The following is a 23,145-nucleotide window of genomic DNA, read 5'->3' on the forward strand; positions in this document are numbered from 1 at the left end:
ACATGAAACGAATGCCCACCAGTACAACGTCAGGCGGCTCAATGGCCGCCTGACAATGGGTGCCTTAGAGGCAACCCGGTTCGATGTTGTTCTCGCTGGCGAACGCAGCCGAATCTTCGGCCACCAGTGGCGTGATCACGCTCTTGTCCGGCGCGATGAAGTCAGTCAGTGGCTCCCAGGTGCCGCTGGATGCATTCCACTGCTGGACAAGGCCCTGGCCAGAGCCGCCGTGGTTCTGGCAGCTGACCGAGAACTCTGGCCCGATCCCGGCCATCCCCAGCTCTTCCATCCGCGCCTCGGTAATCTCCAACGCGGCCATACCGTCACGCACCATGGCGGGTGTCACGTCGGCCGTACCGTGAATTTCCTGCGCCTTTGCGATAGCTTCGGCGGCCAGCATCGCGGCATACATGCCACGAACATAAAGCACCGAACCCAGGTTCGATCCATCCCCGGCGGCATTGCCGGCATCATGCACCTGCGTCTTGATCTCTGCCAGTACCGGATAGTCGATCACACGGTTCATGTTCAGCGACTTGTAGCCGTTCGCCGCAGCACCCGCAGGTGTCACGTCATGTTCCGCACCAGCCCACCAGTTGCCAATGAAGTTTTCCATCGGGAAACCGATATTGGCTGCTTCCTGCACGGCCACCTGGTTCATCACGCCCCAGCCCCACATCAGGACATAGTCGGGACGTTCACGGCGGATTTGCAGCCACTGCGATTTCTGCTCTTGTCCGGGGTGGTCCACCGCCAACTGGCTGAGTTGGAAGCCATGCATCTCTGACAGCGCCTCGAGCGTGCGGATCGGCTCCTTACCGTAAGCAGAATTGTGATAGACCAGCGCGATTTTCTTGCCGTTCAGGTCGCCGCCGTTTTCATCCAGCAGGTAGTTGACGGCCACGGATGCCGCGTCCCAATAGTTGGCGGGGTAGTTGAACACCCAGTTGAAAACCTCGCCATTCGCTGCCGAAGTCCGACCATAGCCCATCGTGTGCAACGGAATATTATCGGCGGTCGCTTTCGGGATCAGCTGATAGGTGATGCCGGTCGAGAGCGGTTGATATATCAGCGCGCCTTCGCCCTTGGTGGATTCATAGCACTCCACGCCCTTTTCAGTGTTGTAGCCGGTTTCGCATTCGACGATCCGCACGGCCTCGCCTCCAATTCCGCCGTCACGGGCATTGAGCAGCGCGAAATAGTCCTGATAGCCGTCCGAAAACGGCGTACCACCCGCCGCATAGGGCCCTGTCCGATAGCTGAGATCGGGGATGACCAGATCGGCCAAGGCAGGGCCTGCAGCCACTGCGCTGGCAATGGCCATCGCGGCCAGTGTCTTAAGTTTCATCGGTTCTTTCCTCCCATAGATTGTTCCGATTGTAGGGTGCGCATCCATGCGCACCTAATAAGGAAACGGCCACAGCCGTAACTTCTCTTTCGCAAGCCGCCAAAGCTGCGCCAGCCCGTGCGGTTCCTTGATCAGGAAGAACATGATCAGTGCGCCCACGATCACGAGGTTCAGGTGGGCCACGAGGTCGGTTGGCCAACCCAATACATCGACCCCGATCACCTTCAATGCGACTGGCAACAGTACCAGAAACGCTGCCCCCGCAAAGCAGCCAAAGATCGATCCCAGACCGCCGATGATAATCATGAAGAGCACAAGGAAGGACTTCTGGATGCCAAAGGCCTCACCCACCTCGACCGCGCCAAGATAGACGGCAAAGAACAGCGCGCCCGAGATGCCGACAAAGAATGACGACACGGCAAACGCCGTCAGCTTGGCCTTCAATGGGTTCACCCCGATGATCTCGGCCGCGATATCCATGTCACGGATCGCCATCCATGACCGCCCAATCGTACCCCGCGTCAGGTTCCGCGCGATCAGCGCGCAGATGGTCAGGAAAACCAGACAGATCATATACTGCGCCCAAGGCGCGGTGTTCGGCCCGGTGACGGCGACGCCGGCCACGAACCGCTCTGGCGCGTTGATCTGGCCTGAGGCGGAGTAGTTGTAGAACCACGACACCTTGTTGAAGAGCCAGACGAGGAAAAACTGCGCGGCAAGGGTGGCCACCGCCAGATAGAACCCCTTGATCCGTAACGAGGGCAGGCCGAAGGCCGCGCCGACCGCAGCGGTGATCCCACCCGCAAGGATGATGTGGATAACGATGGACACATCCGGGAAGGCCGTCATCAGCTTGTAACAGGCATAGGCGCCCACAGCCATAAAGCCGCCGGTGCCAAGCGACACCTGCCCGCAATATCCCGTCAGGATGTTCAGCCCGATGGCCGCGATCGAATAGATCAGGAACGGCACAAAGATCGCATTGGCCCAGTAATCGTTGATAAAGAACGGGATGACGGCAAAGGCGATGGCCATGACGACCCAGAACCCGATCCGATCAAACTTGATCGGAAAGGTCTGACTGTCCGCGTGGTAGGACGTTTTGAAATCGCCAGCTTCACGGTAGAGCATTACTGACGCTCCTCATCTTTGGAGGTCGATACAGCTCTGAATGTGATGATCACAAACACGGCAACGACCGCAGCCGGTCCATAAATGAGCTCACCATAGCGTAAACTTTGAAGTGCCCTTGCAGTTGAGAAGTCTCCGTTTGCATTCCCCAGAATGTAAAGGCCCATCGCAATTATAGCCGCCAAAACGACCGAGATGATGACGCCAGAAAACGAAGTCGATCTAAAGAGACGACGCAAAATCCAAGATATGACCAGTATCGGGACCAAACCCCCGATAACACCGCCGATGAGTGAAGCGACGTTTGGCATTACTTAAACCCTCTCAATGATCTTCTCCCCAAACAGCCCCTGCGGCCGGAACACCAGAAAGATCAGGGCGAGCATATAGGCGAACCAGTTCTCGGTCGCGCCACCCAGATAAGGCGCGCCAATCGTATATTCGAACAGCTTCTCACCTACCCCGATGATCAACCCGCCGACGATGGCGCCGGGGATCGAGGTAAAGCCGCCCAGCATCAGCACCGGCAGCGCTTTCAAGGCAATCAACGACAGCGAAAACTGCACTCCCGATTTCGCGCCCCACATGACGCCCGCGACGAGCGCTACGATCCCGGCCAGCGACCAGACCAGCACCCAGATGTAGTTCAGCGAAATCCCCACCGACAACGCGGCCTGATGGTCATCCGCCACTGCGCGCATGGCGCGGCCTTGTTTCGTGTACTGCGAAAATCCTATCAGCCCCAGCACAAGGATGATCGCCACGACGGTCGCGACCATGTCCAACTGGTCGATGAAGAAGCCGTAGAAATCGTCTCCACCAAGGCCCGCGGTCCATTCCTCGATCACCAGCGACCCGCCCTGCGGCAATCCCAGCGCCAGGGTCTTGATATCCGACCCCCACATCAGATCGCCCACGCCTTCAAGGAAATAGGCGAGGCCGATGGTCGCCATGAACAAAATGATCGGCTCTTGCCCGACCAGATGGCGGAAGACGAACCGTTGCACGGCCCAGGCAAAGGCGATCATGATCAGGACGGTCAACGCGATGGCAAGCAGCGCCGGGACCTCCCACCCGAAATGATGGATGCTGGTGCCAAAGATCGCGTTGATCAGGTGGCTGAACGGAACCTGTCCCTCCATGATCCCGACCAGGGTTAACGCGGCGAAGAGGGCCATGACGCCTTGGGCATAGTTGAAGATGCCCGAGGCCTTGAAGATCAGAACAAAACCTAGCGCGACTAGGGCGTAGAGGACCCCGGCCATGAGACCGTTGATGACGACTTCGATGCCATAGAGGAAATCAGCAGACATCGGCGCCCCCGTAGCCACGTACCTGATCCGGGGTCTCAACGTTGACCAAGAGGTCCCGGGTCAAGCCCGGGACTGCGTTGCACCTAGTCATGCGCCACCCCCAAATACGCATCGATCACCTGCTCATTGTTCCGCACCTCGTCGGGTGTCCCGTCCCCGATCTTGCGCCCGTAGTCCATCACGACCACGCGGTCGGATATGTCCATGACCACGCCCATGTCGTGTTCGATCAGGGCAATGGTTGTCCCGAATTCATCGTTCACATCGAGGATAAAGCGGCTCATATCCTCCTTCTCTTCGACATTCATGCCCGCCATCGGCTCATCCAGCAGCAACAGCTTCGGCTCCGCTGCCAAGGCGCGCGCCAGTTCGACCCGCTTCTTCAAACCGTATGGCAGACGGCCCACGGGGGTTTTGCGGATGGCCTGAATTTCAAGAAAATCGATGATCCGCTCGACCTTCTCGCGGTTTTCGACCTCCTCGGTCTCAGCCTTCCCCGTCCACAGCGCCTGCCAGAACATGTTCGCCTTCATATGGGTCAGTCGCCCTGTCATGACATTGTCCAACACGGTCATCCCCTCGAACAAGGCAATATTCTGAAACGTCCGCGCGATGCCCTGCCGCGCCACCTGATATGGCTTCATCGGCGGGCGCTTGGACCCGCGAAACCAGACCTCACCCTCTTGCGGATTATAAAAGCCCGAGATTACGTTCAGCATTGACGATTTACCCGCGCCATTCGGACCGATAATCGCGCGGATTTCACCCTCGCGGATATCGAACGAGATATCCTTGATCGCCTCCACCCCGCCAAAGCGCAGGGTGATGCCGCGCATATCCATCAGCACATCTCCAATGGTGCGGCCGTCCGGGGTCACGTAAGGCTCCACATGATCCTTCACGTCAAACCTCTTATCATCTTGCCGAAAATACTCCCGCCGGAGGCAAAATGGGATGGCGGGAGGGGCGATGCCGCAGGCGAGCGTCGAACCGTCATTCCGCTGCCACCTTATTTTCAACGACCTGCACTTGCGCATCGCGCAAATCCAAGGTCGCCTTGATCTTGCCCTTGCGCCCATCCTCATAAGTCACTTCGGTTTCCGTGTAGACCTCCGCTGCGCCACCATAGAGCGCTGCGATCAGGTCGTCGTACTTCTCCTCCACCGTCCGGCGGCGCACTTTCCGGGTCCGTGTAATCTCGCCATCATCGGCATCCAGTTCCTTGTGCAGCACAAGGAACCGATGGATCTGGCAGCCAGCCAGCATCTCATCCGCCGCGACGGATTGGTTTACCTCGGCGACATGGCCTTCGATCATCTCCAGAACCCGCGCATGCTGCGACAATTCCTGATAGCTGGAATAGGCGATGTTGTTTCGCTCGGCCCAATTTCCCACCGCCGTCAGATCGATATTGATGAATGCCGTGCAATATTCGCGGCCCGCGCCGAACACGACAGCCTCCAGAATATTAGGATAAAACTTCAGCTTGTTCTCGACATATTTCGGCGCGAAGAGGGCGCCTGAGGCCATCTTGCCTACATCCTTGGCCCGGTCGATGATGCGTAGATGGCCGGTATCTTCCTCGATGAACCCGGCATCGCCTGTGGCGACCCAGCCTTCGGCATCCTTTGTACCAGCGGTGCTGTCGGCATTCTTATAATATTCAACAAAAACACCGGGAGAGCGATAGAACACCTCGCCACTCTCGGCGATCTTCAACTCCACCCCCGGTGACGGCACGCCGACCGTATCGGATCGCACCTCGCCATCGGGCTGCTGGGTGATGAACACCGTTGCCTCCGTCTGGCCGTAAAGCTGTTTCAAATTGATACCCAAGGCCCGGTAAAAGTCGAAAATCTCCGGCCCGATTGCTTCGCCCGCCGTGTAACCCACACGCACGCGGCTCAGCCCCAGCGTGTTTTTCAACGGCCCGTAGACCAGCAGTTGGCCCAGCCAGTATTGAAAACGATCCATCCCGCTGACTGGCTTTCCATCAAGGATCGCAGGGCCGACCCGTCGAGCCACGCCCATGTAGCGGTCGAACAACCATTTCTTGATCCGTCCCGCATCCTCCATCCGGATCATCACAGTGGTCAGCTGCCCTTCGAACACACGCGGCGGGGCGAAGAAATAGGTTGGTCCGATCTCGCGCAGGTCGGTCATCATCGTATCGGCGCTTTCGGGACAGTTCACGCAAAACCCCGTCCACATGGCTTGCCCGATGGAAAAGATGAAATCGCCCACCCATGCCATTGGTAGATAGGCCAGGACCTCATCCCCGGCTTTCAGGTGGTCAAATTCAGCCGAGTTCTTGGACGTCTCGATCACGTTGCGGTTCGACAGCACCACGCCCTTGGGTCGCCCTGTCGTGCCGGACGTGTAAAGCATCACGCAGGTATCATCATAGGTCCGCGCCTTGCTGCGCGCATCGACCTCGGCCATTTTGCCCGATTTGCGCCCGGCCTCCTGTAGATCGGCGTAGGATGTCATCTGCGCGTGGTCATATTTCCGCAGGCCCCGTCCATCCAGATATATCACATGCTCCAGCGCGGTCAGTCCGTCGCGAACATCTGCAATCTTGTCGACCTGCTCCTGATCGCCCGCAATAGCAAACCGTGCGCCGCAATGATCTAGGGCATAGGCGATTTCTTCGGCGGCAGCGTCGGCATATAGTGGGACCGGCACGCAGCCGACACGTTGTGCCGCGACCATGGCCCAATAGAGCGCCGGGCGGTTGCGGCCCAGGATCGCGATATGATCACCCGGATCGGCGCCCAGCGTCAGGAAACCCATTGCCAACGCATCAATCTGCTCGGCCGCCTGCGCCCAGGTCCAGCTTTGCCAGATGCCGAATTCCTTTTCGCGATAGGCCGCTTTTGATCCGTGCTGCGCCACGTTGCGGGCCAGCAGATCAGGAATGGATGTAAGGCCGCCGGACGCGGATGCATTCATCGCAGATATCCTCCCTCGCTGATCTTTGTCAACGTTGCCGGCGAGTCACCTCCAAGCGCCGCCCGCAAGAATATATTGTGGGGCGTCGGCCCCATCCGTCAAATCATTTTTTGAACAAGCGTTCATTTAATTCGTGCGCGAAAAATGAATATGCATCGTACGAGGCGATTTCAGGGCGCATTTACGCAGTAATATTACTCTGCCGCGACTTGCCCTTCGACCTTCTCGACCCGAACGGCGGCGAATTTGAATTCGGGGATTTTTCCATATGGATCGACCGCCGGATTGGTCAGGATATTCGCCGCTGCCTCGACATAGGCGAAGGGAACGAACACCATATCCGGCGCGACGGCCCGGTCTTCGCGGGCCATGATGTCGATGCTGCCGCGGCGGGTGGACAGGCGGACAAGACCGCCGGGCGCGACACCAAGTTTGCGCAAGGTGGATGGATGAAGCGAGCAATTCGCCTCTGGTTCGACCGCGTCCAGCACTTTTGATCGGCGCGTCATCGACCCGGTGTGCCAATGTTCCAGCTGCCGTCCCGTGGTCATAATCATCGGATACTCTTCGTCTGGCGTCTCGTCCGGCGCGATCACGTTGGCCGGCGTGAACCGGGCGCGGCCTTCAGGACGGGGGAAGCCATCGGCGAAGACGATGGGCTGACCGGGGTCTTCGGGTGACAAGGAAGGATAGGTTACCGCATTTTGACTTTCCAACCGGTTCCAAGTAATATTATTCAATGATTTCATGACTTTGGTCATTTCGCCAAATATGTCGGACGGGTGTTCATATGTCCATGGCAAGCCTAGCCGCTTGGCCAATTCGACGGTGATCCACCAATCCTCTTTCGCGTCACCGGGTGGCGGGACGGCTGGGCGGCCCATCTGGACCTGCCGGTTGGTGTTCGTCACGGTTCCGGTCTTTTCGGCGAATGCGCTCGCGGGCAGGATCACGTCGGCATAGTTCGCCGTCTCGGTGATGAAAATATCCTGCACCACCAAATGCCTGAGCTTGACCAATGCATCGCGCGCATGCTCGACATCCGGGTCTGACATGGCCGGGTTTTCGCCCAGAATATACATGCCACGAATGTCGCCCGCATGGACGGCATCAAGGATTTCGGTAACGGTCAGGCCCCTGTTCGGGTCGATCTGACCATCTTCCCAAACCTCCTTGAAGGCACTGCGCACCCCATCGTCGCCGACCGGCTGATAGTCCGGCAGGAACATCGGGATCAGACCGGCGTCGGATGCGCCTTGCACGTTGTTCTGGCCCCTTAGCGGGTGCAGCCCCGTGCCGGGGCGGCCCACCTGTCCGGTCATCAGCGCAAGGCTGATCAGGCAGCGGGAATTGTCGGTGCCGTGGATGTGTTGGGACACGCCCATCCCCCAGAAAATCATCGCGGCCTTGGCGCCCGCAAAGGTGCGGGCGACGTCGCGCAGGGTGTCTGCCGAGATACCGCAGACGCCTTCCATTTTCTCCGGCGAGAAGTCTTTCAGATGCGCCTTCTCGGCCTCCCAATTTTCGGTGTAGGCCGCGATATACTGCTGGTCGTAGAGTTCTTCCTCGACGATCACGTGCATGATCGCGTTCAGCATCGACACGTCGGCGCCGGGGCGGAATTGCAGCATATGCGACGCGAAACGGCGCAGCCCGACGCCGCGCGGGTCCATGACGATCAGCTTGCCGCCGCGCTTGGTGAATTGCTTGAAATAGGTGGCGGCGACGGGGTGGTTTTCGATCGGGTTCGCGCCGATGACGATGGCGACGTCGGCGTTCTCGATCTCGTTGAACGTGGCGGTCACAGCGCCTGATCCTACGTTTTCGAGGAGTGCGGCGACCGAGGAGGCATGACAGAGCCTTGTGCAGTGATCGACGTTGTTATGACCGAACCCCTGACGGATAAGTTTTTGAAATAAATAGGCTTCTTCGTTTGTGCACTTGGCAGAGCCGAAACCGGCAACGCCTTTGCCGCCGATGTCTTTCAGTCCTTTTGCGGCGACATCCAACGCCTCTTCCCATGTCGCTTCGCGGAAATGCGTTTGCCAGTTGCCGGGGTCGACATTCAGGCCCTTGGCAGGGGCGTCGTCGCGGCGGATCAGCGGTTTGGTCAACCGATGATCGTGGTGGATGTAGTCAAAGCCAAAGCGGCCCTTGACGCAAAGCCGCCCTTCGTTGGCGGGGCCGTTGATCCCTTCGACGAATTTGACCTTGTTGTCTTTGACCTTGAGCGACACCTGACAACCGACGCCGCAAAAAGGGCAAACGCTTTCGACTTCGCGGTCGTAGTCAGCAGTATCTCCGATTTGTTGATCATTCGTTACCGTCGCGGGCAGCAGCGCGCCGGTCGGGCAGGCCTGGACGCATTCGCCACAGGCCACGCAAGACGATGCGCCCATCGGGTCGTCCATATCGAAGACAGGATAGGCGTTGTGGCCACGGCCCGCCATGCCGATCACGTCGTTGACCTGAACCTCGCGGCAGGCGCGCACGCAGAGGCCGCATTGGATGCAGGCATCAAGGTTAACCGACATCGCGACGTGGCTGTCATCGAGAAGTGGGACGTGGTCAGGCTCTATCGTGGGGAAGCGGCTTTCGCTAACCTCTTGTTTTTTCGCCATATCCCAGAGATGACTGGATTTATCGTGGGCGACCTCTTGTTCCGGCTGGTCGGCGAGAAGCAATTCCATGACCATCTTGCGCGCCTGTTTTTCGCGGGGTTGGTCGGTGGTGACGACCATACCTTCGGACGGTTCGCGGATGCAGGAGGCGGCAAGTGTGCGCTCTCCTTCGATGGTGACCATACAGGCGCGGCAGTTGCCGTCGGACCGATATCCGGGGCTGGGTTTGTGACAAAGGTGAGGGATTACAAGGCCTTGGCCGTGGGCGACCTCCCAGATGGTCTGGCCGGGCTGGGCCGTCACCTGTTTGCCGTCAAGCGTGAACGTGATCTGGTCGGACATGCGCGTTTCTCCACGGGTTCAGAGAAGAATACAGCATTTACAGGGGTTTGGCGAAAGGCCAAGGGCGACGCTGGGTGCCTTTTTTGCGCCACAGGACGTTCCGATGGGCTACATCCGTTTCGTGTTTTGATGGAATGGTTAACGCTGAAATTGTCGAAAAACGGCGATCGGAATTGTATCGGAATTCCATCGGAATTTCATCGGACCCCGGCGTTCGGTGTCGTTAACGGCTGTTAAGGTTAATGCGGCGTACGATGCGGTTGGCCTTCGTTAACCGCATTCGCCGAGACTATCGGCCATGATCCAGCCCTTCACGCCGTTGCCCCAGAAGGCCGTCTGATCCTCCGAATATGCGACACGCTGCCATTGACCGACGGTGTCTTGAGGTTCATCAAAAAGTGACACGCTAGCGCCAGTAGGCACCCTTGCAACGACCGGTGATCCGGCATCAGGGCTTTCGTGCAAAGTGATGATATCGCCAGGCACACCGGCCACGTCGCAACCGAAAGCCGCCCATGCTGGTTGTGCGGCGAGTATCAGGCATATGAAAAGCGGTGTTGGCTTCATGTCATGTAAAAAGGGCCGCCTTAGCGGGCGACCCTTTCTTTGATCAATCCGCCGTCAGCAGCGGGGGCTTTTTGCCCTTGTCCGTGATCTTGCCCTGCTCGGGTTCCAGATACTTCAGATCCAGCTTGTCCTTTTTGACGCCGACCTTGACGATGCCGCCTTTCATGAGCTTGCCGAACAGCAGTTCTTCGGCCAGCGGCTTTTTGATGTTTTCCTGGATCACGCGGCCCAGCGGACGCGCGCCCATTTTCTCATCATAGCCTTTTTCGGCCAGCCATTCGGCGGCGGCAGGTGTCAGTTCGATATGCACGTTGCGGTCGATCAGCTGTGCCTCAAGCTGTAGCACGAATTTTTCGACCACCTGCATGATCACCGGCTTCGGCAGCGCGCCGAAGGAGATCACCGCGTCCAGACGGTTGCGGAATTCCGGCGTGAAGGTCCGTTCAATCGCGGCGGTGTCTTCGCCTTCGCGCTTGTCGCGGCCAAAGCCCAGCGCGTTTTTCGACATCTCAGCTGCACCTGCGTTCGAGGTCATGATAATGATCACGTTGCGGAAATCGGTTGTCCGCCCGTTGTGGTCGGTCAGTTTCCCGTGATCCATGACCTGCAGCAGGATGTTGTAGACATCCGGATGCGCCTTTTCCATCTCGTCCAGCAGCAGCACGCAATGCGGGTTCTGATCCACGCCGTCGGTCAGCATGCCGCCCTGGTCAAAGCCGACATAGCCCGGAGGTGCGCCGATCAGGCGACTGACAGCGTGCTTTTCCATGTATTCGGACATGTCAAAGCGCAGCAGTTCGACGCCCAGCGTGCTGGCAAGCTGTTTGGCGACCTCGGTTTTTCCCACACCGGTTGGGCCGGCGAAAAGATAGTTGCCGATGGGCTTTTCAGGCTCTCGCAGACCGGCGCGCGCGAGTTTGATGGCTGATGACAACGCCTCGATGGCCGTATCCTGACCGAAGACGACACGCTTGAGCGTTTTTTCGAGGTCTTTCAGCACCTCGGCATCGTCCTTTGAGACGTTTTTCGGCGGGATGCGGGCGATTTTGGCGACCACGTTCTCGATCTCTTTCGTGCCGATGGTCTTGCGCCGCTTGGATTCGGCGACCAGATGCTGTGCAGCACCTGCCTCATCAATCACATCAATCGCCTTGTCGGGCAGTTTGCGGTCGTTGATGTAGCGGGCGGAAAGTTCCACCGCCGTTTTGATCGCATCGGACGTGTATTTGATGCTGTGATGTTCCTCAAAATACGGCTTGAGGCCCTGCAGGATCTTGATCGAATCCGGCACTGACGGCTCTGTCACGTCGATTTTCTGGAAACGGCGGCTGAGCGCGCGGTCTTTTTCGAAATGTTGGCGGAATTCCTTGTAGGTCGTGGACCCCATGCACCGCAATTTGCCGCCCTGTAGGGCCGGTTTCAGCAGGTTGGAGGCATCCATGGCACCGCCGGAGGTCGCGCCAGCACCGATGACGGTGTGGATTTCATCAATGAACAAGACCGCATCGGGGTGATCTTCCATTTCGGTCATCACGGCCTTCAACCGTTCTTCGAAATCGCCGCGATAGCGGGTCCCGGCCAGCAACGCGCCCATGTCGAGCGAGTAGATCGTGGCGGATGACAGCACCTCGGGCGTTTCGCCGTTGACGATTTTGAAGGCCAGACCTTCGGCAATCGCCGTTTTACCCACGCCCGGATCACCCACCAAGAGCGGGTTGTTCTTGCGGCGACGGCAGAGCACCTGAATGCAGCGTTCAACCTCGTGCGCGCGCCCGATCAGTGGGTCGACATCACCCTTGGTCGCCTTGGCGTTCAGGTCCACGCAATATTTGGCCAATGCGCTTTCCTTTTCCTCACCACCGGCGTCGGGCGAGATTGTCTCACCTTCCTCGGGCGTGCCGGTGACAGGCCGTGCTTCGCCGAAAGCCGGGTCTTTCGCCACGCCGTGCGCGATGAAATTCACGGCATCATAGCGCGTCATTTCCTGTTCCTGCAGGAAAAAGGCGGCGTTGCTTTCGCGTTCGGCAAAGATGGCGACAAGGACGTTTGCGCCCGTCACCTCGTTCCGGCCGGAGGATTGCACATGGATCGCGGCGCGCTGGATCACCCGCTGGAATGCCGCTGTCGGCACGGCCTCGGACCCTTCGACGTCGGTGATCAGGGTGGACAGGTCGTCAGAGATGAAATCTTCCAGATCCTTGCGCAATTCGTCCAGATTGACCGAGCAGGCGCGCATGACACGAGCTGCATCGGGTTCGTCGATCAGAGACAGCAAGAGATGTTCCAGTGTCGCAAGTTCGTGCTTGCGCGCATTGGCAAGCGCCAACGCGCCATGAATGGACTGCTCTAACGTTGTCGAAAATGATGGCACGGCAGGTGCTCCTTCATATCGGGGGTCGGCATTCTGTGCGCACGCCGACCGTGGCCTCTTATCCTTAAGGTTTGGTGTTATCCAAAAACCTTCAAGGACTTTTTTCTCATTCCGCTTCACAAATCGGGTGAAGTCCAGAAATTCAGCGTCTTTCGGACACGATGTCACATCATCGTGGTCAAAATTTGTCTTTGCGTGCCCTGATCTCGGCAAAGACGTGAACATCGCTGGCATCCGCCATTCCGATCGCCGCCTTCAAGATGGGGTCATCAGCCCGCAAAAACGGGTTCGTGCGCTTTTCATCATCGAGTGCGGAGGGCACGGTGGGGCGTCCGGCAGCGCGCGCAGCCTTGATCCCTTCATAACGAAAGATAAGGTCGCTGTTGTCGGGGTCAATAGACAGGGCGAATTTGGCGTTGCCTTCGGTATATTCGTGGCCTGAACAAATAATCGTGTCTTCCGGTAACGCGCGCAGTTTTTGCAGGCTTTCCCACATCTGTTCTGCCGTTCCTTCGAAAAGCCGTCCGCAGCCCAGGGCCATCAGGCTGTCGGCGGTGAAGGCGAGTTCGGGTTCGGGCATGTGGTAGGCGATGTGCCCGTTGGTGTGGCCGGAGACATCCATGACATGGCAATCTACCCCGCAGATCGTCAGGGAGTCACCGTCGGCCACCTGCTTGTCGAGGTCAGGCAGCCGGTGCGCGTCGCGCGCGGCTCCGATGACCCGGGTCCCTTCCCGTAGTTTGGCCACACCGTCGATATGGTCGGGGTGGTGATGGGTGATCAGGATGTCGGTCAGTGTCCAGCCCTTGGCCTTGAGCACGCCCTTGATCGGCCCGGCCTCGGGCGCGTCGATCAAGGCTGTCTCACCGTTATCCCGGTTATGCACCAGAAAGGCGTAATTGTCCGACAGGCAAGGAACGACGACCAGATCGATCGGGGCGAAATCATCGGGCATGGTAATGGCGCTTTCTGTTGCTATGTTGAGCCTCAAGTGTTGCCGATGGGGCCATGAACCGCAATGCATCTCGATGTGCTGGATCTGCGAAAATTCTACTATCGCTCGGCGCTGGGCCGTGCGGCGCAGAAGGTGATCCGGGATGAGCTGGTTGGCCTTTGGCCCGAGGCAAAGGGGCAGATGGTCGTGGGCTTTGGCTTTGCTGTGCCGCTCTTGCGCCCGTTTCTCGCGGATGCCCGCCGGGTGATTGGATTGATGCCGGGTCCGCAGGGCGTGATGCCGTGGCCGCCGGATGGCCGGAATGTGAGTGTGCTGTGCGAGGATACCCTATGGCCGATCGAGACGGGGCATGTCGACAAGCTGGTCATGCTGCACGGGCTGGAGACGACAGAGCAACCTTCGGCCTTGCTGGATGAGGCGTGGCGTGTGCTGGGCCCGGGGGGGCGGGCGGTCTTCGTGGTGCCGAACCGTGCCGGGCTATGGTCACGGTCGGACGCCACGCCGTTTGGTTACGGTCGCCCGTATTCGATGAGCCAGCTCGAGGCGCAGTTGCGCAGGCATCAGTTCGTCACCGAACGAACCATGTCGGCGCTGTATCAGCCGCCTTCCAGCAGCAAGGTCTGGCGCAAATCGGCGGGGATGCTGGAACGTATCGGGCATAACATGCCGTTTATCGCCGGTGGCGGGGTGTTGATCGTCGAGGCGACCAAGCAAATGGCCGCCCCGACCCGGCCCGGATTGGGTGAGGCGGTAAAGCGACCGTTGAAAGCGCTGGAAGAAATCGCCAAGCCCGCGCCGAAGCCGGAAACGGCACGAGAGAAGGTTTAGCGCTCTGCGCCAAGCACCAGAACCCAGTACCGGTTTGATCCCGATCCTGCACGGGCGAGCCCGAAATCTTCGAAATTGGGATTGATGTTGTTGGCGTGGTGACCAGGTGAGTTGGTCCAGCCCTCCATCACCGACTCTTCGGTCTGATAGCCACGCGCGATGTTTTCGCCGACGGTCCGGTATTGGTAGCCCTGACGTGCGACACGCTGACCGACATTCGACCCGTCGGAACCGGTATGACTGAAGAAGTTATTGGCCAGCATGTCATTGGCATGCGCCTGTGCCGCCCGGCCCAAGCGTGCATCGAAGCTGACCGCGCCAGCGCGGTTGGAGGCGCGCACATTGTTGAGCATGCCAGCGAAGTTTTGCGGTTGTGGGGGTGTCGGCACATTGACCGATGGTGTCGGCGCCGAGACAGGGTTGTTCGACGATGAAGTCGACACGGATGTACCGCCTCCGCCGCCGAGGCAGGCAGATAATAGACAGATCGCTGTGGTGCCTGCGATGTATTTCATTGGTTCACTCCTCGTCCCGAATTGTTCCTTAAACGTAGTGTGATCGGCAGGGCAAAGCATCGATGATAGGGGCCAACTCCAAGGCGAAGCGATGCCGATCGCGTGGACCCGGGCGGGCAATTCGCCGCCCATATGGGTCATATTCGCGTTACAAGGTCGGTTCTGTCAGGATCAGAACCCAGCGCTGATCAGCGCCTGAACCGGCCTTGGCCAGCCCGAAATCGACAAAATTCGGCCGTTCAAAGCAGGTTGTGCCGTCTGCGTCGCACAATTCGGTCGAAAAGGCGTCGACTTGATCACCAAGGCTGCGTTCGCCTTTGTCGATCAGTTGCGCGATGTCGTCCCAGCGGTAGCCCTGCGCGGTCACCCGATCGCCGATATCCTGCTCCGCCCCGCTGCCGTTGTCCGTGCCGGGAATGAAGATGCTGTCATAATCCCGCGTGAACATGTCGTTCGCGTGATTTTGGGCAGCCTGGCCGACACGGCTGTCGTAGGTGAGTGGTGCAAGGCCCGGATCGATCCCCATGCGGACGCCGTTCATCAAGGAACCGAAACTGGCATTCATCGGTGCGTCGGGTCTGTCCGGCGTGAGGTTCATGGTAACGTCAGCCCCGCCACCACCACCCATGCAGGCAGGCAGCGTCAGCAGCGCGAGGGCGCAAAAAGTGTATTTCATTCGTTATCTCCCGGCCCCCGTCGGCTGTGGTAACGTGGGATCTGCAAGGCGCTAAGCCTTCTTCGTCAGCATCGTCACTAAAGGCGGCATATCGCCGAGTGGAAAGATCAGTGATTGCAAAGACTTGCCGGAACACAGGTCTGCCATGATCGCGCCTTAATTCCGCCCGCAGTTGCGGTAACGGGAGTGAAACGCTTTGGGATACATGATGAGATTCTTACTTTGGACCGCGGTTTTCGTGGCGTGGTTTGCGCCAGCTTCAGCTGACCTACAGGCGGATGCAGAGGCGGCGCTGACAGCTGGTCGTTCTGCGGAGGTGATCGACATCACCGACGAAATCCTTGCGGACATACCTGTCGACTTCCCAGCACTTTTCGTCAAAGCCGCTGCGCTGTCCGATCTTGGGCGTTTCGGGGATGCGGCCCAAACCGCGGGCGCGGCGTTTCGGGCTGCACAGAATGACGCCGAACGTCTGCAAGCCGCCCGGCTGGCCAGCAGCGCGCATTTTCGCGCGCGGCAGTATGCAAGGGCGGAATGGTGGCTGCGGCGGGCCTCGAACCATGTGAATACGCCAGAAGAGGCGGCGAATGTGTTCACCGAGTTTCAGGCCGTGCGGCGGGAAAACCCGCTGGGTGTAAGGCTGAATTTTGGGGTGGCCCCATCGAACAACATCAATGGGGGGGCAGAAAGCGAGGTTTTTCGGTTGGAAGGGCTAGATTTCGACCTGTTTCTGCCACCCGAACAAGTGGCGCTGAGCGGGATCGAATATTCCGGTGACGTCCAGCTGAGTTATCGTTTGTCGCGCAGCGCCACGCAGGCGACCCGCTTGGGCGTGTTTCTTTATGGCCGGACCTATACGCCGTCGGATTCCGCCAAGGATTCGGTGCCGGGCATAAGTGGCAGTGACTATAGCCTGGCGCTATTGGATATTTCGCTTGCACAGCGCCGTCTGATCTTTCCGCAGGTCGGGCCGACGATCTTGTCCGGGCATATCGGTCAGGTCTGGTTTGGCGGCGATGCCTTTTGGCAATACGGCAAGATCGGCGTTGGTCAGGACTTTATGATTGGTGATGGCAGTGCGATCACACTTCAAGCCGCCGTTGAGGATCAACGTGGCATCGCCGGGCGGCAGGCTGATACACGGATCACAAGTATCGCCACGGGTTATCGCGCCACCCTTGCCAATCGCGATCAGATGCAGGTGATCCTGAACTGCCAACTCTACGATACCGATGCCTTCGAGTCGTCATTCGAGGACTACAGCATCGTCTTTGATTATCGCTTGGCGCGTCCCGTTTTCGGGATCAACTGGGGTGGTTTTCTTGGTGCGGGGCAGACGACATACGATGATTTCTTTTTGTCCCTTGATGGTCGACGCGATGAATACGTGTTCGGCGGTGGCAGCGCGACCTGGACCGACATTTCCTATTTCGGGTTTTCACCGCGGGTGGATCTGACGGCGGAACGGCGGCGGTCGGATGTGGATCAGTTCAGTGCGTCGTCTTTACAGGTTCGCTTCGGTCTCGAATCCAACTTCTGATCTGCTTGCGCCCGCGGCTCGCTTGCCCTTATGCAGTGGGATGACTCAACCTTTTGAAATTTTCCTAACAGGCACCCCGGGGCTTGAGCCGGTTTTGCTGGCAGAAGTGCAGGCATGCGGGTTTGCCGATGCCCGGTTGGTTCCTGGCGGGGTGGTGTTTGATGGCGAATGGCCGGACGTTTGGCGCGCCAATCTGGTGTTGCGCGGGGCGACGCGGGTGCTCGCCCGCATCGGCTCTTTCATGGCGTTTCATCTGGCACAGTTGGACAAGCGGGCGCGCAAGTTTCCGTGGTCCGATGTGCTGCGGGTGGACGTGCCTGTGCGGGTTGAGGTGGCGACCTCGCGCAAGTCCAAGATTTATCATGCTGGGGCTGCTGCTCAGCGGATCGAGGGCGGGTTGAAGGCGGCGGGGTTTGTGGTGACCGCCGATGCGCAGGTCGTGATCAAGGCGCGGATTGATGATAATCGCGTGACTTTGAGCGTGGATACCTCGGGTGAGAGCTTGCACAAGCGCGGTCATAAGGAGTCGGTGGGCAAGGCCCCGATGCGTGAGACTTTAGCGAGCCTGTTTTTGCGCTCTTGTGGGTATGGTGGGGCGGAGCCGGTGTTCGATTCGATGTGCGGCTCGGGGACGTTTGTGATCGAGGCGGCGGAGATGGCTGCGGGCTTGTTGCCGGGTCGGTCTCGCGCGTTTGCGTTTGAGGAACTGGCGACGTTTGATCCCGGTGCATGGGATGGGATGCGTAGGATGGGTGATATCACCCATCCTACGGTGCGGTTCTATGGGTCGGATCGGGATGCGGGGGCCGTGCGGATGGCCACGGAGAATGCGGTGCGGGCGGGGGTTGGTGACTTTACCACGTTTGAGAATATGAATGCGGCGGATATTCAGCGGCCCGAGGGGCCTCCGGGTCTGGTGATCTGCAATCCGCCATATGGCGGGCGGATCGGGAACCAGAGGATGCTGTATGGCGTCTATGCGGGGCTTGGTGAGGCCTTGAGGGCAAGGTTTGAAGGGTGGCGCGTTGGGATTGTCACCAGTGATGCGGGGTTGGCGAAAGCGACGGGAATGTCGCTGGAGAAGGGGCCGCCCGTGTCGCATGGTGGGTTGAAGGTGCGGTTGTTTCAGGCTGGAGCTCTTTAGAAATGAAATCGTCAAATTTGATATTTCGCAGATTTGTGAATGTTAATGGCCGTCTTGACCGGGCTATGGGTTGGGTTCGGCTCATTGGTTTTAGTTTATCACTTTTGGTTTGGCCCTCTATCATATTGAGCCAGAGCTTTGAGGAGCCTCGCGCATCCACGATCAATGTTTCTTCGCTCAATGTCGCGATGTTTTCCAACGACCATGATGTAAGTGTATTTTATGCATCGACGGCAAAGATACTTGAGTCGCTGGACGCTGCGGGCGAATTGGCTAGTGAGCCCGCATACGATTTTTTGATCTTCTTTGCCGGGTATAATCTGTTTATTGATGATCAGCTGAGGCCGGAGTTTGCTGACTATGTTGGTGGATCGATACGCGCGAAGATCGATAACCACAACGAACCGACTATCGCTTGCAAGACAATACCAATGGAGTTCTTGGATGGTACGCGCGGTTTGGTTGCATACTTGCGCTCAGACCAATCAGAAACAATCGTAGGCGAAAAATGCATACTGACTACCTTCGCCCAGGCATGGTCTGGAGAAGCGCCTTCTCAAGCAGATAAAGCCCTCGGCGCTACATTCGTTGATCTTCTACAGTTACTACAAAATAGGTAGTTCATTTTTGTAGGATGTTATGTGCAGCCGGTCTATGCCACGCCCACAGGCGACCGCTTCAATTTCACCCCAGCCGCCTGCATCGCTGTTGCCGCAATGTCCACCGCGGTTAGCCCGGCGTCGGCGTACATGGCGGCGGGGGACGCTTGGTCGATGTACCGGTCGGGGAGCGTCATTGTCCGGATTCGGCACCTTCCGTCGAGCAGGCCGTCATTGGCGAGGTCGTGCAGGACCATGGCGCCGAAGCCTCCCCTCGCGCCTTGTTCGACGGTGATCAGGGCGCGGTGGTTTTTGAGGAGTTGCCGTATCAGGTCTCGGTCGAGTGGTTTGGCGAAGCGGGCGTCGGCGATGGTGGTCGACAGACCTTGCGCGGCCATTTGACCGGCGGCTTCGCGGCATTCGGTAAGATGCGCGCCGAAGGAGAGGAGGGCGATGTCGCTGCCCTCTTGCACGATGCGGCCTTTGCCGATTGCGATGATCTCGCCGCGGTCGGGCAGGTCGACGCCGACCCCGGCGCCGCGAGGGTAGCGGAAAGCGATCGGCCCCGAGTCGTAGGCGGCGGCGGTGCGCACCATGTGCATCAGTTCGGCCTCGTCCCCGGCGGCCATGACCACCATGTTGGGCAGGGCCGCCATGTAGCCGATGTCGAACGCGCCTGCATGTGTCGGACCGTCGGCGCCGACGAGACCGGCCCGGTCGATGGCGAAGCGGACGGGTAGGTTTTGCAGGGCGACGTCGTGAACGACCTGATCGTAGCCGCGTTGCAGGAAGGTGGAGTAGATCGCGCAGAAGGGTTTGAGCCCGCTGGCGGCCATGCCTGCGCTGAAGGTAACCGCGTGTTGTTCGGCGATGCCGACGTCGAAGACACGCGCTGGGAAACGGTCGCCCATGATGTTCACGCCGGTGCCGGATGGCATGGCGGCGGTGACGGCGACGATGGAGGGGTCGCGCGCGGCCTCTTCGGTGAGCGCCTGACCGAATACCTTGGTATAGGCGGGCGCGTTGGCGTTGGCTTTCGCCTGTGCACCGGTTTGTACGTCGAATTTCGACACGCCATGCCCGCAATCGGCGCTGTCTTCGGCAGGGGCGTAGCCTTTGCCTTTGGTCGTGCAGACATGGATCAGGACCGGGCCGGTGGCGCGGGTGCGGGAGGCCCGTAAGACGGGCAGAAGCTGTGACATGTCGTGCCCGTCGATGGGGCCGATATAGTTGAAGCCGAGTTCCTCGAAGAGGGTGCCGGAGCCGCCGGTTTGCATGCCTGTGACGAGTTGCCGTGCGCGCCTAGCGTGGTCGCGGATTGGTCCGGGTAAAGCGGCCTCGAAACCCTCGGCCATCTTGTGCAACTCGCCCATGGGTGAGGCGTAGAGGCTGGACAGGTATTTGGACATGGCCCCTGTTGGTGGCGCGATGGACATTTCGTTGTCGTTGAGAATGACGAACAGGCGGCGACCTTCAGCGCCTGCGTTGTTCAGCGCCTCGTAGGCCATGCCTGCGCTGATCGCGCCGTCGCCGATGACGGCGATGGCGTCGCCGGTGGCCATGCCCATGTCGCGGCCCACGGTGAAACCAAGGGCGGCTGAAATGGAGGTGCTGGAATGGGCGGCGCCGAACGGGTCATAGTCGCTTTCGCTGCGTTTGGTGAAGCCGGATAGCCCGCCCTCCTGCCGGAGGGTGCGGATGCGGTCACGGCGGCCAGTGAGCACTTTGTGCGGGTAGCATTGGTGGCTGACATCCCAGATCAGCTTGTCCCGGGGTGTGTCGAAGACGGCATGCAAGGCCACGGTGAGTTCGACGACGCCAAGGGACGATCCCAGGTGGCCGCCGGTCTCTGATACCGCCGAAATCACCTCGGCCCGCAGATCATCGGCGAGGTTGGCCAGCGCCGTGTCGTTTAGCCGTCGCAGATCGGCTGGCCCGGCAACTGTGTCGAGGAAGGGCGTTTCGGGACGATCTGTCATGGCAGCACCTCAAAAATGAAAAAGCGTCGCAAGGGGTAGCCCTCTTGCGACGCCAGTCTCCTGTAGCCAACAGGAAGGGAACTGAGGCGCAAGGCCCCAATGACGAACCCGCCAGGGAGGGAGGCTCGACGGCGTAGACCGGGGCGGCAGCGTCGCGCACCGCCCCGGTCAATCAGGTCACTTGAACCATATCTACTGGCAACGTGAGCGATGACCGATTGATCGGGTCGGGTGTATCGCGGCTTTCATCCGGCAGGGCGTTTCCGATCAGCGCGAAGACCGCGATGATCAGCCAGACCGACAGGCAGAACAACGCTGCATAGCCCGCACCCTTGAGCATCAAGAGCGTGATGTCCGCTGACAGCCGGCTCTTTTCGCTCATGTCGAGGATGTTTTCGTTTTTCATCATCTCTCTCCTTAATCCAGCGGGGCAAAGCCGTGTTCTTGGGCCCAGACGAACCAGTTATCCACGACCGTGCCGGTCAATAGGATCCCGATTCCGCCGGTCAGCGTGGTCAGCACCGCGAACCACCATGCCCAGCGGTGAATGCCCTCCATCGTGGCGTTAAAGCCCATGGTCCAGCGCCAGAACAGGGCGGCCCGTTCGGTGGCGGTACCCCGGTCGACGATCTGTTCGATCTCGCGCTCACCGCCGAAGCGGCTGACGGCAAGAATCGTCGCCCCGTGCATGGCGAACAGCAGGGCCGAGCCATAGAGGAACACGATCGAAAGCGCGTGGAAGGGGTTGTAGAACAGGTTGCCGTAGGTGATCGAGAACAGGTTTGTCCAGTCGAGGTGGCTGAAGACGCCATATGGCACCATCTCGGACCAGTCGCCCATCAGGATCGGCCGGAAGAGACCCAGCACGAGGAACAGCCAGATGGCAGAGGCAAAGGCCCACGCCACATGTTTGCCCATGCCCAGCGCCTCGGCCCGCAGGTAGGTGCGCACCCACCAAGTCAGCACCGAGATCAGCAGGAAGAACGAGGCGATCATGAAGTACCCGCCGTCGTTCATGGGCGGCATGCCCAGCCCATAGCCCGGTGATGGTGGATCAAGCGATAGCCAGAACAGATCGCGCAGGAAAATCGCGGGGTTGTAGTCGGCCTGTGCCCAGAACGCCATGCCGACCATGACGAACCAGATCAGACCGGTCGCGAGTGAGATCACCCCGAATGACCCCAGATAGAGCGGGCCCAGCTGCGCATTCCCGAACCAGCCAAGCAGTTTCGAGAAACCGCCCTTGCCGATCCGTTCAGAAGCCGGGTTGCTGTTGGGGTTCACGCCCATCTCGGGCGGGCCCTGCACCTGAACCTGGGTGAAGATATTCTGATATTCAGCCATTGTTCATATCCTCCTTACAGATCCCGCCACCAGGGCAGTTCGTAGTACCAATCCCACCAGACGATCCATTCCTCGAACCAGACGGTGCCGGAAATCACGATGCAGACCGCGCTCCAGAACCCGGCATTCAGCGCCAGAAACAGGCCTAGACGGTGAATGCCCAATGGCCCGATGGAATAGCCGATCAGATCGCGGAAATAGGTGTCTTCGTGATCGGGTGATTTGATTTCCTGCCCTTTGGGCGGGTTGACCGCCGACAGGACGAGTGACCCGTGCAGCGCCAGCGCCAGACACGTCGTGAAGAAGAACGTGATCGCGATCATGTGCGCGGGGTTGTAGTGGAAGTTGCCATAGGCGTAGCCCACGTTGTTCACCCAATCGAGGTGGCTGAAGATGCCATATGGGAAGCCATGCCCCCAGGCGCCCAGCAGCACCGGCCGGATCACCACCAGCGTTACATAGGCAAGGATCGCCACGCCGAACGCGAACGGTACGTGGTAGCCGATGCCGAGTTTGCGGCAGATTTCAACCTCGCGCATCATCCAGCTGACGAAGGCCCCGATGGCGCAGATCGTGATGATCTGCCAAAGGCCGCCGTTCAGGAGTGGGGCTGGCCCCAATCCATATTCCAGCGGCGGCGGGTTAATGGATATCAACCACGGGTTCCATGTCGGGCCTTGTGAGGCCCCGTAAAAGATCAAAATCGTCCCAAGGACGGCGAAAAAGAATGTCGTGACCCCGAAGAAGCCCACGTAGAATGGCCCCACCCAGAAGTCGAACAGATCACCGCCAACCAAGGTCCCGCCTCGGACCCGGTATTTTCTCTCGAAGCTGAGCTGTGCCATCTTCCTACTCCATGCTTGGCAGGCTGCGTCCCGCCATCGTCAATTCAGGTGTTTGCTACGGGCGGAGCGGATGAC

General features: G+C 59.2%; 20 protein-coding genes. 4 read left to right on the forward strand and 16 right to left on the reverse strand.

The window, feature by feature from the left end; translation table 11 throughout:
• Nucleotides 1–64: 64 nt before the first annotated feature.
• The 10 genes from V8J85_RS16915 to gloB form a co-directional block, all read right to left on the reverse strand.
• Complete coding sequence (locus V8J85_RS16915; RefSeq protein ID WP_339954949.1) at nucleotides 65–1,348, reverse strand: ABC transporter substrate-binding protein; 1,284 nt, start codon at nucleotides 1,346–1,348, stop codon at nucleotides 65–67.
• Nucleotides 1,349–1,402: 54 nt separating this feature from the next.
• Nucleotides 1,403–2,479, reverse strand: coding sequence for a branched-chain amino acid ABC transporter permease (locus V8J85_RS16920; RefSeq protein WP_339954950.1), 1,077 nt, complete (start codon nucleotides 2,477–2,479; stop codon nucleotides 1,403–1,405).
• Complete coding sequence (locus V8J85_RS16925; RefSeq protein ID WP_339954951.1) at nucleotides 2,479–2,790, reverse strand: hypothetical protein; 312 nt, start codon at nucleotides 2,788–2,790, stop codon at nucleotides 2,479–2,481. Before V8J85_RS16925 ends, V8J85_RS16920 begins: the two co-directional genes overlap by 1 nt.
• A gap of 3 nt (nucleotides 2,791–2,793) precedes the next feature.
• Nucleotides 2,794–3,792 (reverse strand): branched-chain amino acid ABC transporter permease, encoded by a 999-nt coding sequence (locus tag V8J85_RS16930; RefSeq protein WP_339954952.1) that lies wholly within the window; start codon nucleotides 3,790–3,792, stop codon nucleotides 2,794–2,796.
• Between the two features lie 83 nt (nucleotides 3,793–3,875).
• Nucleotides 3,876–4,634, reverse strand: coding sequence for an ABC transporter ATP-binding protein (locus V8J85_RS16935; RefSeq protein ID WP_339955065.1), 759 nt, complete (start codon nucleotides 4,632–4,634; stop codon nucleotides 3,876–3,878).
• Nucleotides 4,635–4,785: 151 nt separating this feature from the next.
• Entirely contained in the window at nucleotides 4,786–6,744 is a 1,959-nt protein-coding gene (locus V8J85_RS16940; RefSeq protein ID WP_339954953.1) for an AMP-binding protein, read from the reverse strand.
• A 194-nt stretch (nucleotides 6,745–6,938) separates the two neighbouring features.
• Nucleotides 6,939–9,707, reverse strand: coding sequence for a formate dehydrogenase subunit alpha (gene fdhF / locus V8J85_RS16945; protein WP_339954954.1), 2,769 nt, complete (start codon nucleotides 9,705–9,707; stop codon nucleotides 6,939–6,941).
• 270 nt (nucleotides 9,708–9,977) lie between these two features.
• On the reverse strand, nucleotides 9,978–10,274 hold the full coding sequence (locus V8J85_RS16950; protein ID WP_339954955.1) for a hypothetical protein: 297 nt from the start codon (nucleotides 10,272–10,274) through the stop codon (nucleotides 9,978–9,980).
• Nucleotides 10,275–10,317: 43 nt separating this feature from the next.
• Nucleotides 10,318–12,645 carry an ATP-dependent Clp protease ATP-binding subunit ClpA gene (clpA, locus tag V8J85_RS16955; RefSeq protein ID WP_339954956.1) on the reverse strand — a complete coding sequence of 776 codons (2,328 nt, stop codon included), beginning with the start codon at nucleotides 12,643–12,645 and terminating at the stop codon, nucleotides 10,318–10,320.
• 178 nt (nucleotides 12,646–12,823) lie between these two features.
• On the reverse strand, nucleotides 12,824–13,600 hold the full coding sequence (gene gloB, locus V8J85_RS16960; RefSeq protein WP_339954957.1) for a hydroxyacylglutathione hydrolase: 777 nt from the start codon (nucleotides 13,598–13,600) through the stop codon (nucleotides 12,824–12,826).
• A 63-nt stretch (nucleotides 13,601–13,663) separates the two neighbouring features.
• Between gloB and V8J85_RS16965 the strand changes: the two genes are divergently transcribed.
• A complete protein-coding gene (locus V8J85_RS16965) occupies nucleotides 13,664–14,428 on the forward strand; it encodes a class I SAM-dependent methyltransferase (RefSeq protein WP_339954958.1) in 765 nt (254 codons plus the stop codon).
• Here V8J85_RS16965 and V8J85_RS16970 read toward each other — a convergent pair.
• A complete protein-coding gene (locus V8J85_RS16970) occupies nucleotides 14,425–14,943 on the reverse strand; it encodes a CAP domain-containing protein (protein ID WP_339954959.1) in 519 nt (172 codons plus the stop codon). The genes V8J85_RS16965 and V8J85_RS16970 overlap by 4 nt on opposite strands.
• A gap of 148 nt (nucleotides 14,944–15,091) precedes the next feature.
• Nucleotides 15,092–15,619: a CAP domain-containing protein gene (locus tag V8J85_RS16975; RefSeq protein WP_339954960.1), complete on the reverse strand. Its 528-nt coding sequence runs from the start codon at nucleotides 15,617–15,619 to the stop codon at nucleotides 15,092–15,094.
• A gap of 205 nt (nucleotides 15,620–15,824) precedes the next feature.
• Between V8J85_RS16975 and V8J85_RS16980 the strand changes: the two genes are divergently transcribed.
• The 3 genes from V8J85_RS16980 (at nucleotide 15,825) to V8J85_RS16990 (ending at nucleotide 18,923) form a co-directional block, all read left to right on the forward strand.
• Nucleotides 15,825–17,159: a hypothetical protein gene (locus V8J85_RS16980; protein WP_339954961.1), complete on the forward strand. Its 1,335-nt coding sequence runs from the start codon at nucleotides 15,825–15,827 to the stop codon at nucleotides 17,157–17,159.
• A 40-nt stretch (nucleotides 17,160–17,199) separates the two neighbouring features.
• Nucleotides 17,200–18,303: a THUMP domain-containing class I SAM-dependent RNA methyltransferase gene (locus tag V8J85_RS16985; protein ID WP_339954962.1), complete on the forward strand. Its 1,104-nt coding sequence runs from the start codon at nucleotides 17,200–17,202 to the stop codon at nucleotides 18,301–18,303.
• 125 nt (nucleotides 18,304–18,428) lie between these two features.
• Nucleotides 18,429–18,923, forward strand: coding sequence for a hypothetical protein (locus V8J85_RS16990; protein WP_339954963.1), 495 nt, complete (start codon nucleotides 18,429–18,431; stop codon nucleotides 18,921–18,923).
• 32 nt (nucleotides 18,924–18,955) lie between these two features.
• On the opposite strand, the gene dxs is transcribed toward V8J85_RS16990, so the two are convergent.
• The 4 genes from dxs to pufL all read right to left on the reverse strand — a co-directional run bounded on the left by dxs (nucleotide 18,956) and on the right by pufL (nucleotide 23,070).
• Nucleotides 18,956–20,881 (reverse strand): 1-deoxy-D-xylulose-5-phosphate synthase, encoded by a 1,926-nt coding sequence (gene dxs / locus V8J85_RS16995; protein ID WP_339954964.1) that lies wholly within the window; start codon nucleotides 20,879–20,881, stop codon nucleotides 18,956–18,958.
• 172 nt (nucleotides 20,882–21,053) lie between these two features.
• Nucleotides 21,054–21,290, reverse strand: a complete 237-nt coding sequence (pufX, locus tag V8J85_RS17000) for an RC-LH1 core complex protein PufX (RefSeq protein WP_339954965.1) — start codon at nucleotides 21,288–21,290, stop codon at nucleotides 21,054–21,056.
• An 8-nt stretch (nucleotides 21,291–21,298) separates the two neighbouring features.
• Nucleotides 21,299–22,225 carry a photosynthetic reaction center subunit M gene (gene pufM, locus V8J85_RS17005; RefSeq protein ID WP_339954966.1) on the reverse strand — a complete coding sequence of 309 codons (927 nt, stop codon included), beginning with the start codon at nucleotides 22,223–22,225 and terminating at the stop codon, nucleotides 21,299–21,301.
• Nucleotides 22,226–22,239: 14 nt separating this feature from the next.
• Complete coding sequence (gene pufL, locus V8J85_RS17010; protein ID WP_339954967.1) at nucleotides 22,240–23,070, reverse strand: photosynthetic reaction center subunit L; 831 nt, start codon at nucleotides 23,068–23,070, stop codon at nucleotides 22,240–22,242.
• Nucleotides 23,071–23,145: the final 75 nt, after the last annotated feature.

Origin of the sequence: Yoonia sp. 2307UL14-13, from assembly GCF_037572755.1 — a bacterium.
GTDB lineage: Bacteria > Pseudomonadota > Alphaproteobacteria > Rhodobacterales > Rhodobacteraceae > Yoonia.

Bases quoted from the DNA above. Each gene is read 5' to 3' on its own strand.
- V8J85_RS16915 (WP_339954949.1), bottom strand. From the start codon at position 1,348: ATGAAACTTAAGACACTGGCCGCGATGGCCATTGCCAGCGCAGTGGCT.
- V8J85_RS16920 (WP_339954950.1), bottom strand. From the start codon at position 2,479: ATGCTCTACCGTGAAGCTGGCGATTTCAAAACGTCCTACCACGCGGAC.
- V8J85_RS16925 (WP_339954951.1), bottom strand. From the start codon at position 2,790: ATGCCAAACGTCGCTTCACTCATCGGCGGTGTTATCGGGGGTTTGGTC.
- V8J85_RS16930 (WP_339954952.1), bottom strand. From the start codon at position 3,792: ATGTCTGCTGATTTCCTCTATGGCATCGAAGTCGTCATCAACGGTCTC.
- V8J85_RS16935 (WP_339955065.1), bottom strand. From the start codon at position 4,634: ATGGATATGCGCGGCATCACCCTGCGCTTTGGCGGGGTGGAGGCGATC.
- V8J85_RS16940 (WP_339954953.1), bottom strand. From the start codon at position 6,744: ATGAATGCATCCGCGTCCGGCGGCCTTACATCCATTCCTGATCTGCTG.
- fdhF (WP_339954954.1), bottom strand. From the start codon at position 9,707: ATGTCCGACCAGATCACGTTCACGCTTGACGGCAAACAGGTGACGGCC.
- V8J85_RS16950 (WP_339954955.1), bottom strand. From the start codon at position 10,274: ATGAAGCCAACACCGCTTTTCATATGCCTGATACTCGCCGCACAACCA.
- gloB (WP_339954957.1), bottom strand. From the start codon at position 13,600: ATGCCCGATGATTTCGCCCCGATCGATCTGGTCGTCGTTCCTTGCCTG.
- V8J85_RS16965 (WP_339954958.1), top strand. From the start codon at position 13,664: ATGCATCTCGATGTGCTGGATCTGCGAAAATTCTACTATCGCTCGGCG.
- V8J85_RS16970 (WP_339954959.1), bottom strand. From the start codon at position 14,943: ATGAAATACATCGCAGGCACCACAGCGATCTGTCTATTATCTGCCTGC.
- V8J85_RS16975 (WP_339954960.1), bottom strand. From the start codon at position 15,619: ATGAAATACACTTTTTGCGCCCTCGCGCTGCTGACGCTGCCTGCCTGC.
- V8J85_RS16980 (WP_339954961.1), top strand. From the start codon at position 15,825: ATGATGAGATTCTTACTTTGGACCGCGGTTTTCGTGGCGTGGTTTGCG.
- V8J85_RS16985 (WP_339954962.1), top strand. From the start codon at position 17,200: ATGACTCAACCTTTTGAAATTTTCCTAACAGGCACCCCGGGGCTTGAG.
- dxs (WP_339954964.1), bottom strand. From the start codon at position 20,881: ATGACAGATCGTCCCGAAACGCCCTTCCTCGACACAGTTGCCGGGCCA.
- pufX (WP_339954965.1), bottom strand. From the start codon at position 21,290: ATGATGAAAAACGAAAACATCCTCGACATGAGCGAAAAGAGCCGGCTG.
- pufM (WP_339954966.1), bottom strand. From the start codon at position 22,225: ATGGCTGAATATCAGAATATCTTCACCCAGGTTCAGGTGCAGGGCCCG.
- pufL (WP_339954967.1), bottom strand. From the start codon at position 23,070: ATGGCACAGCTCAGCTTCGAGAGAAAATACCGGGTCCGAGGCGGGACC.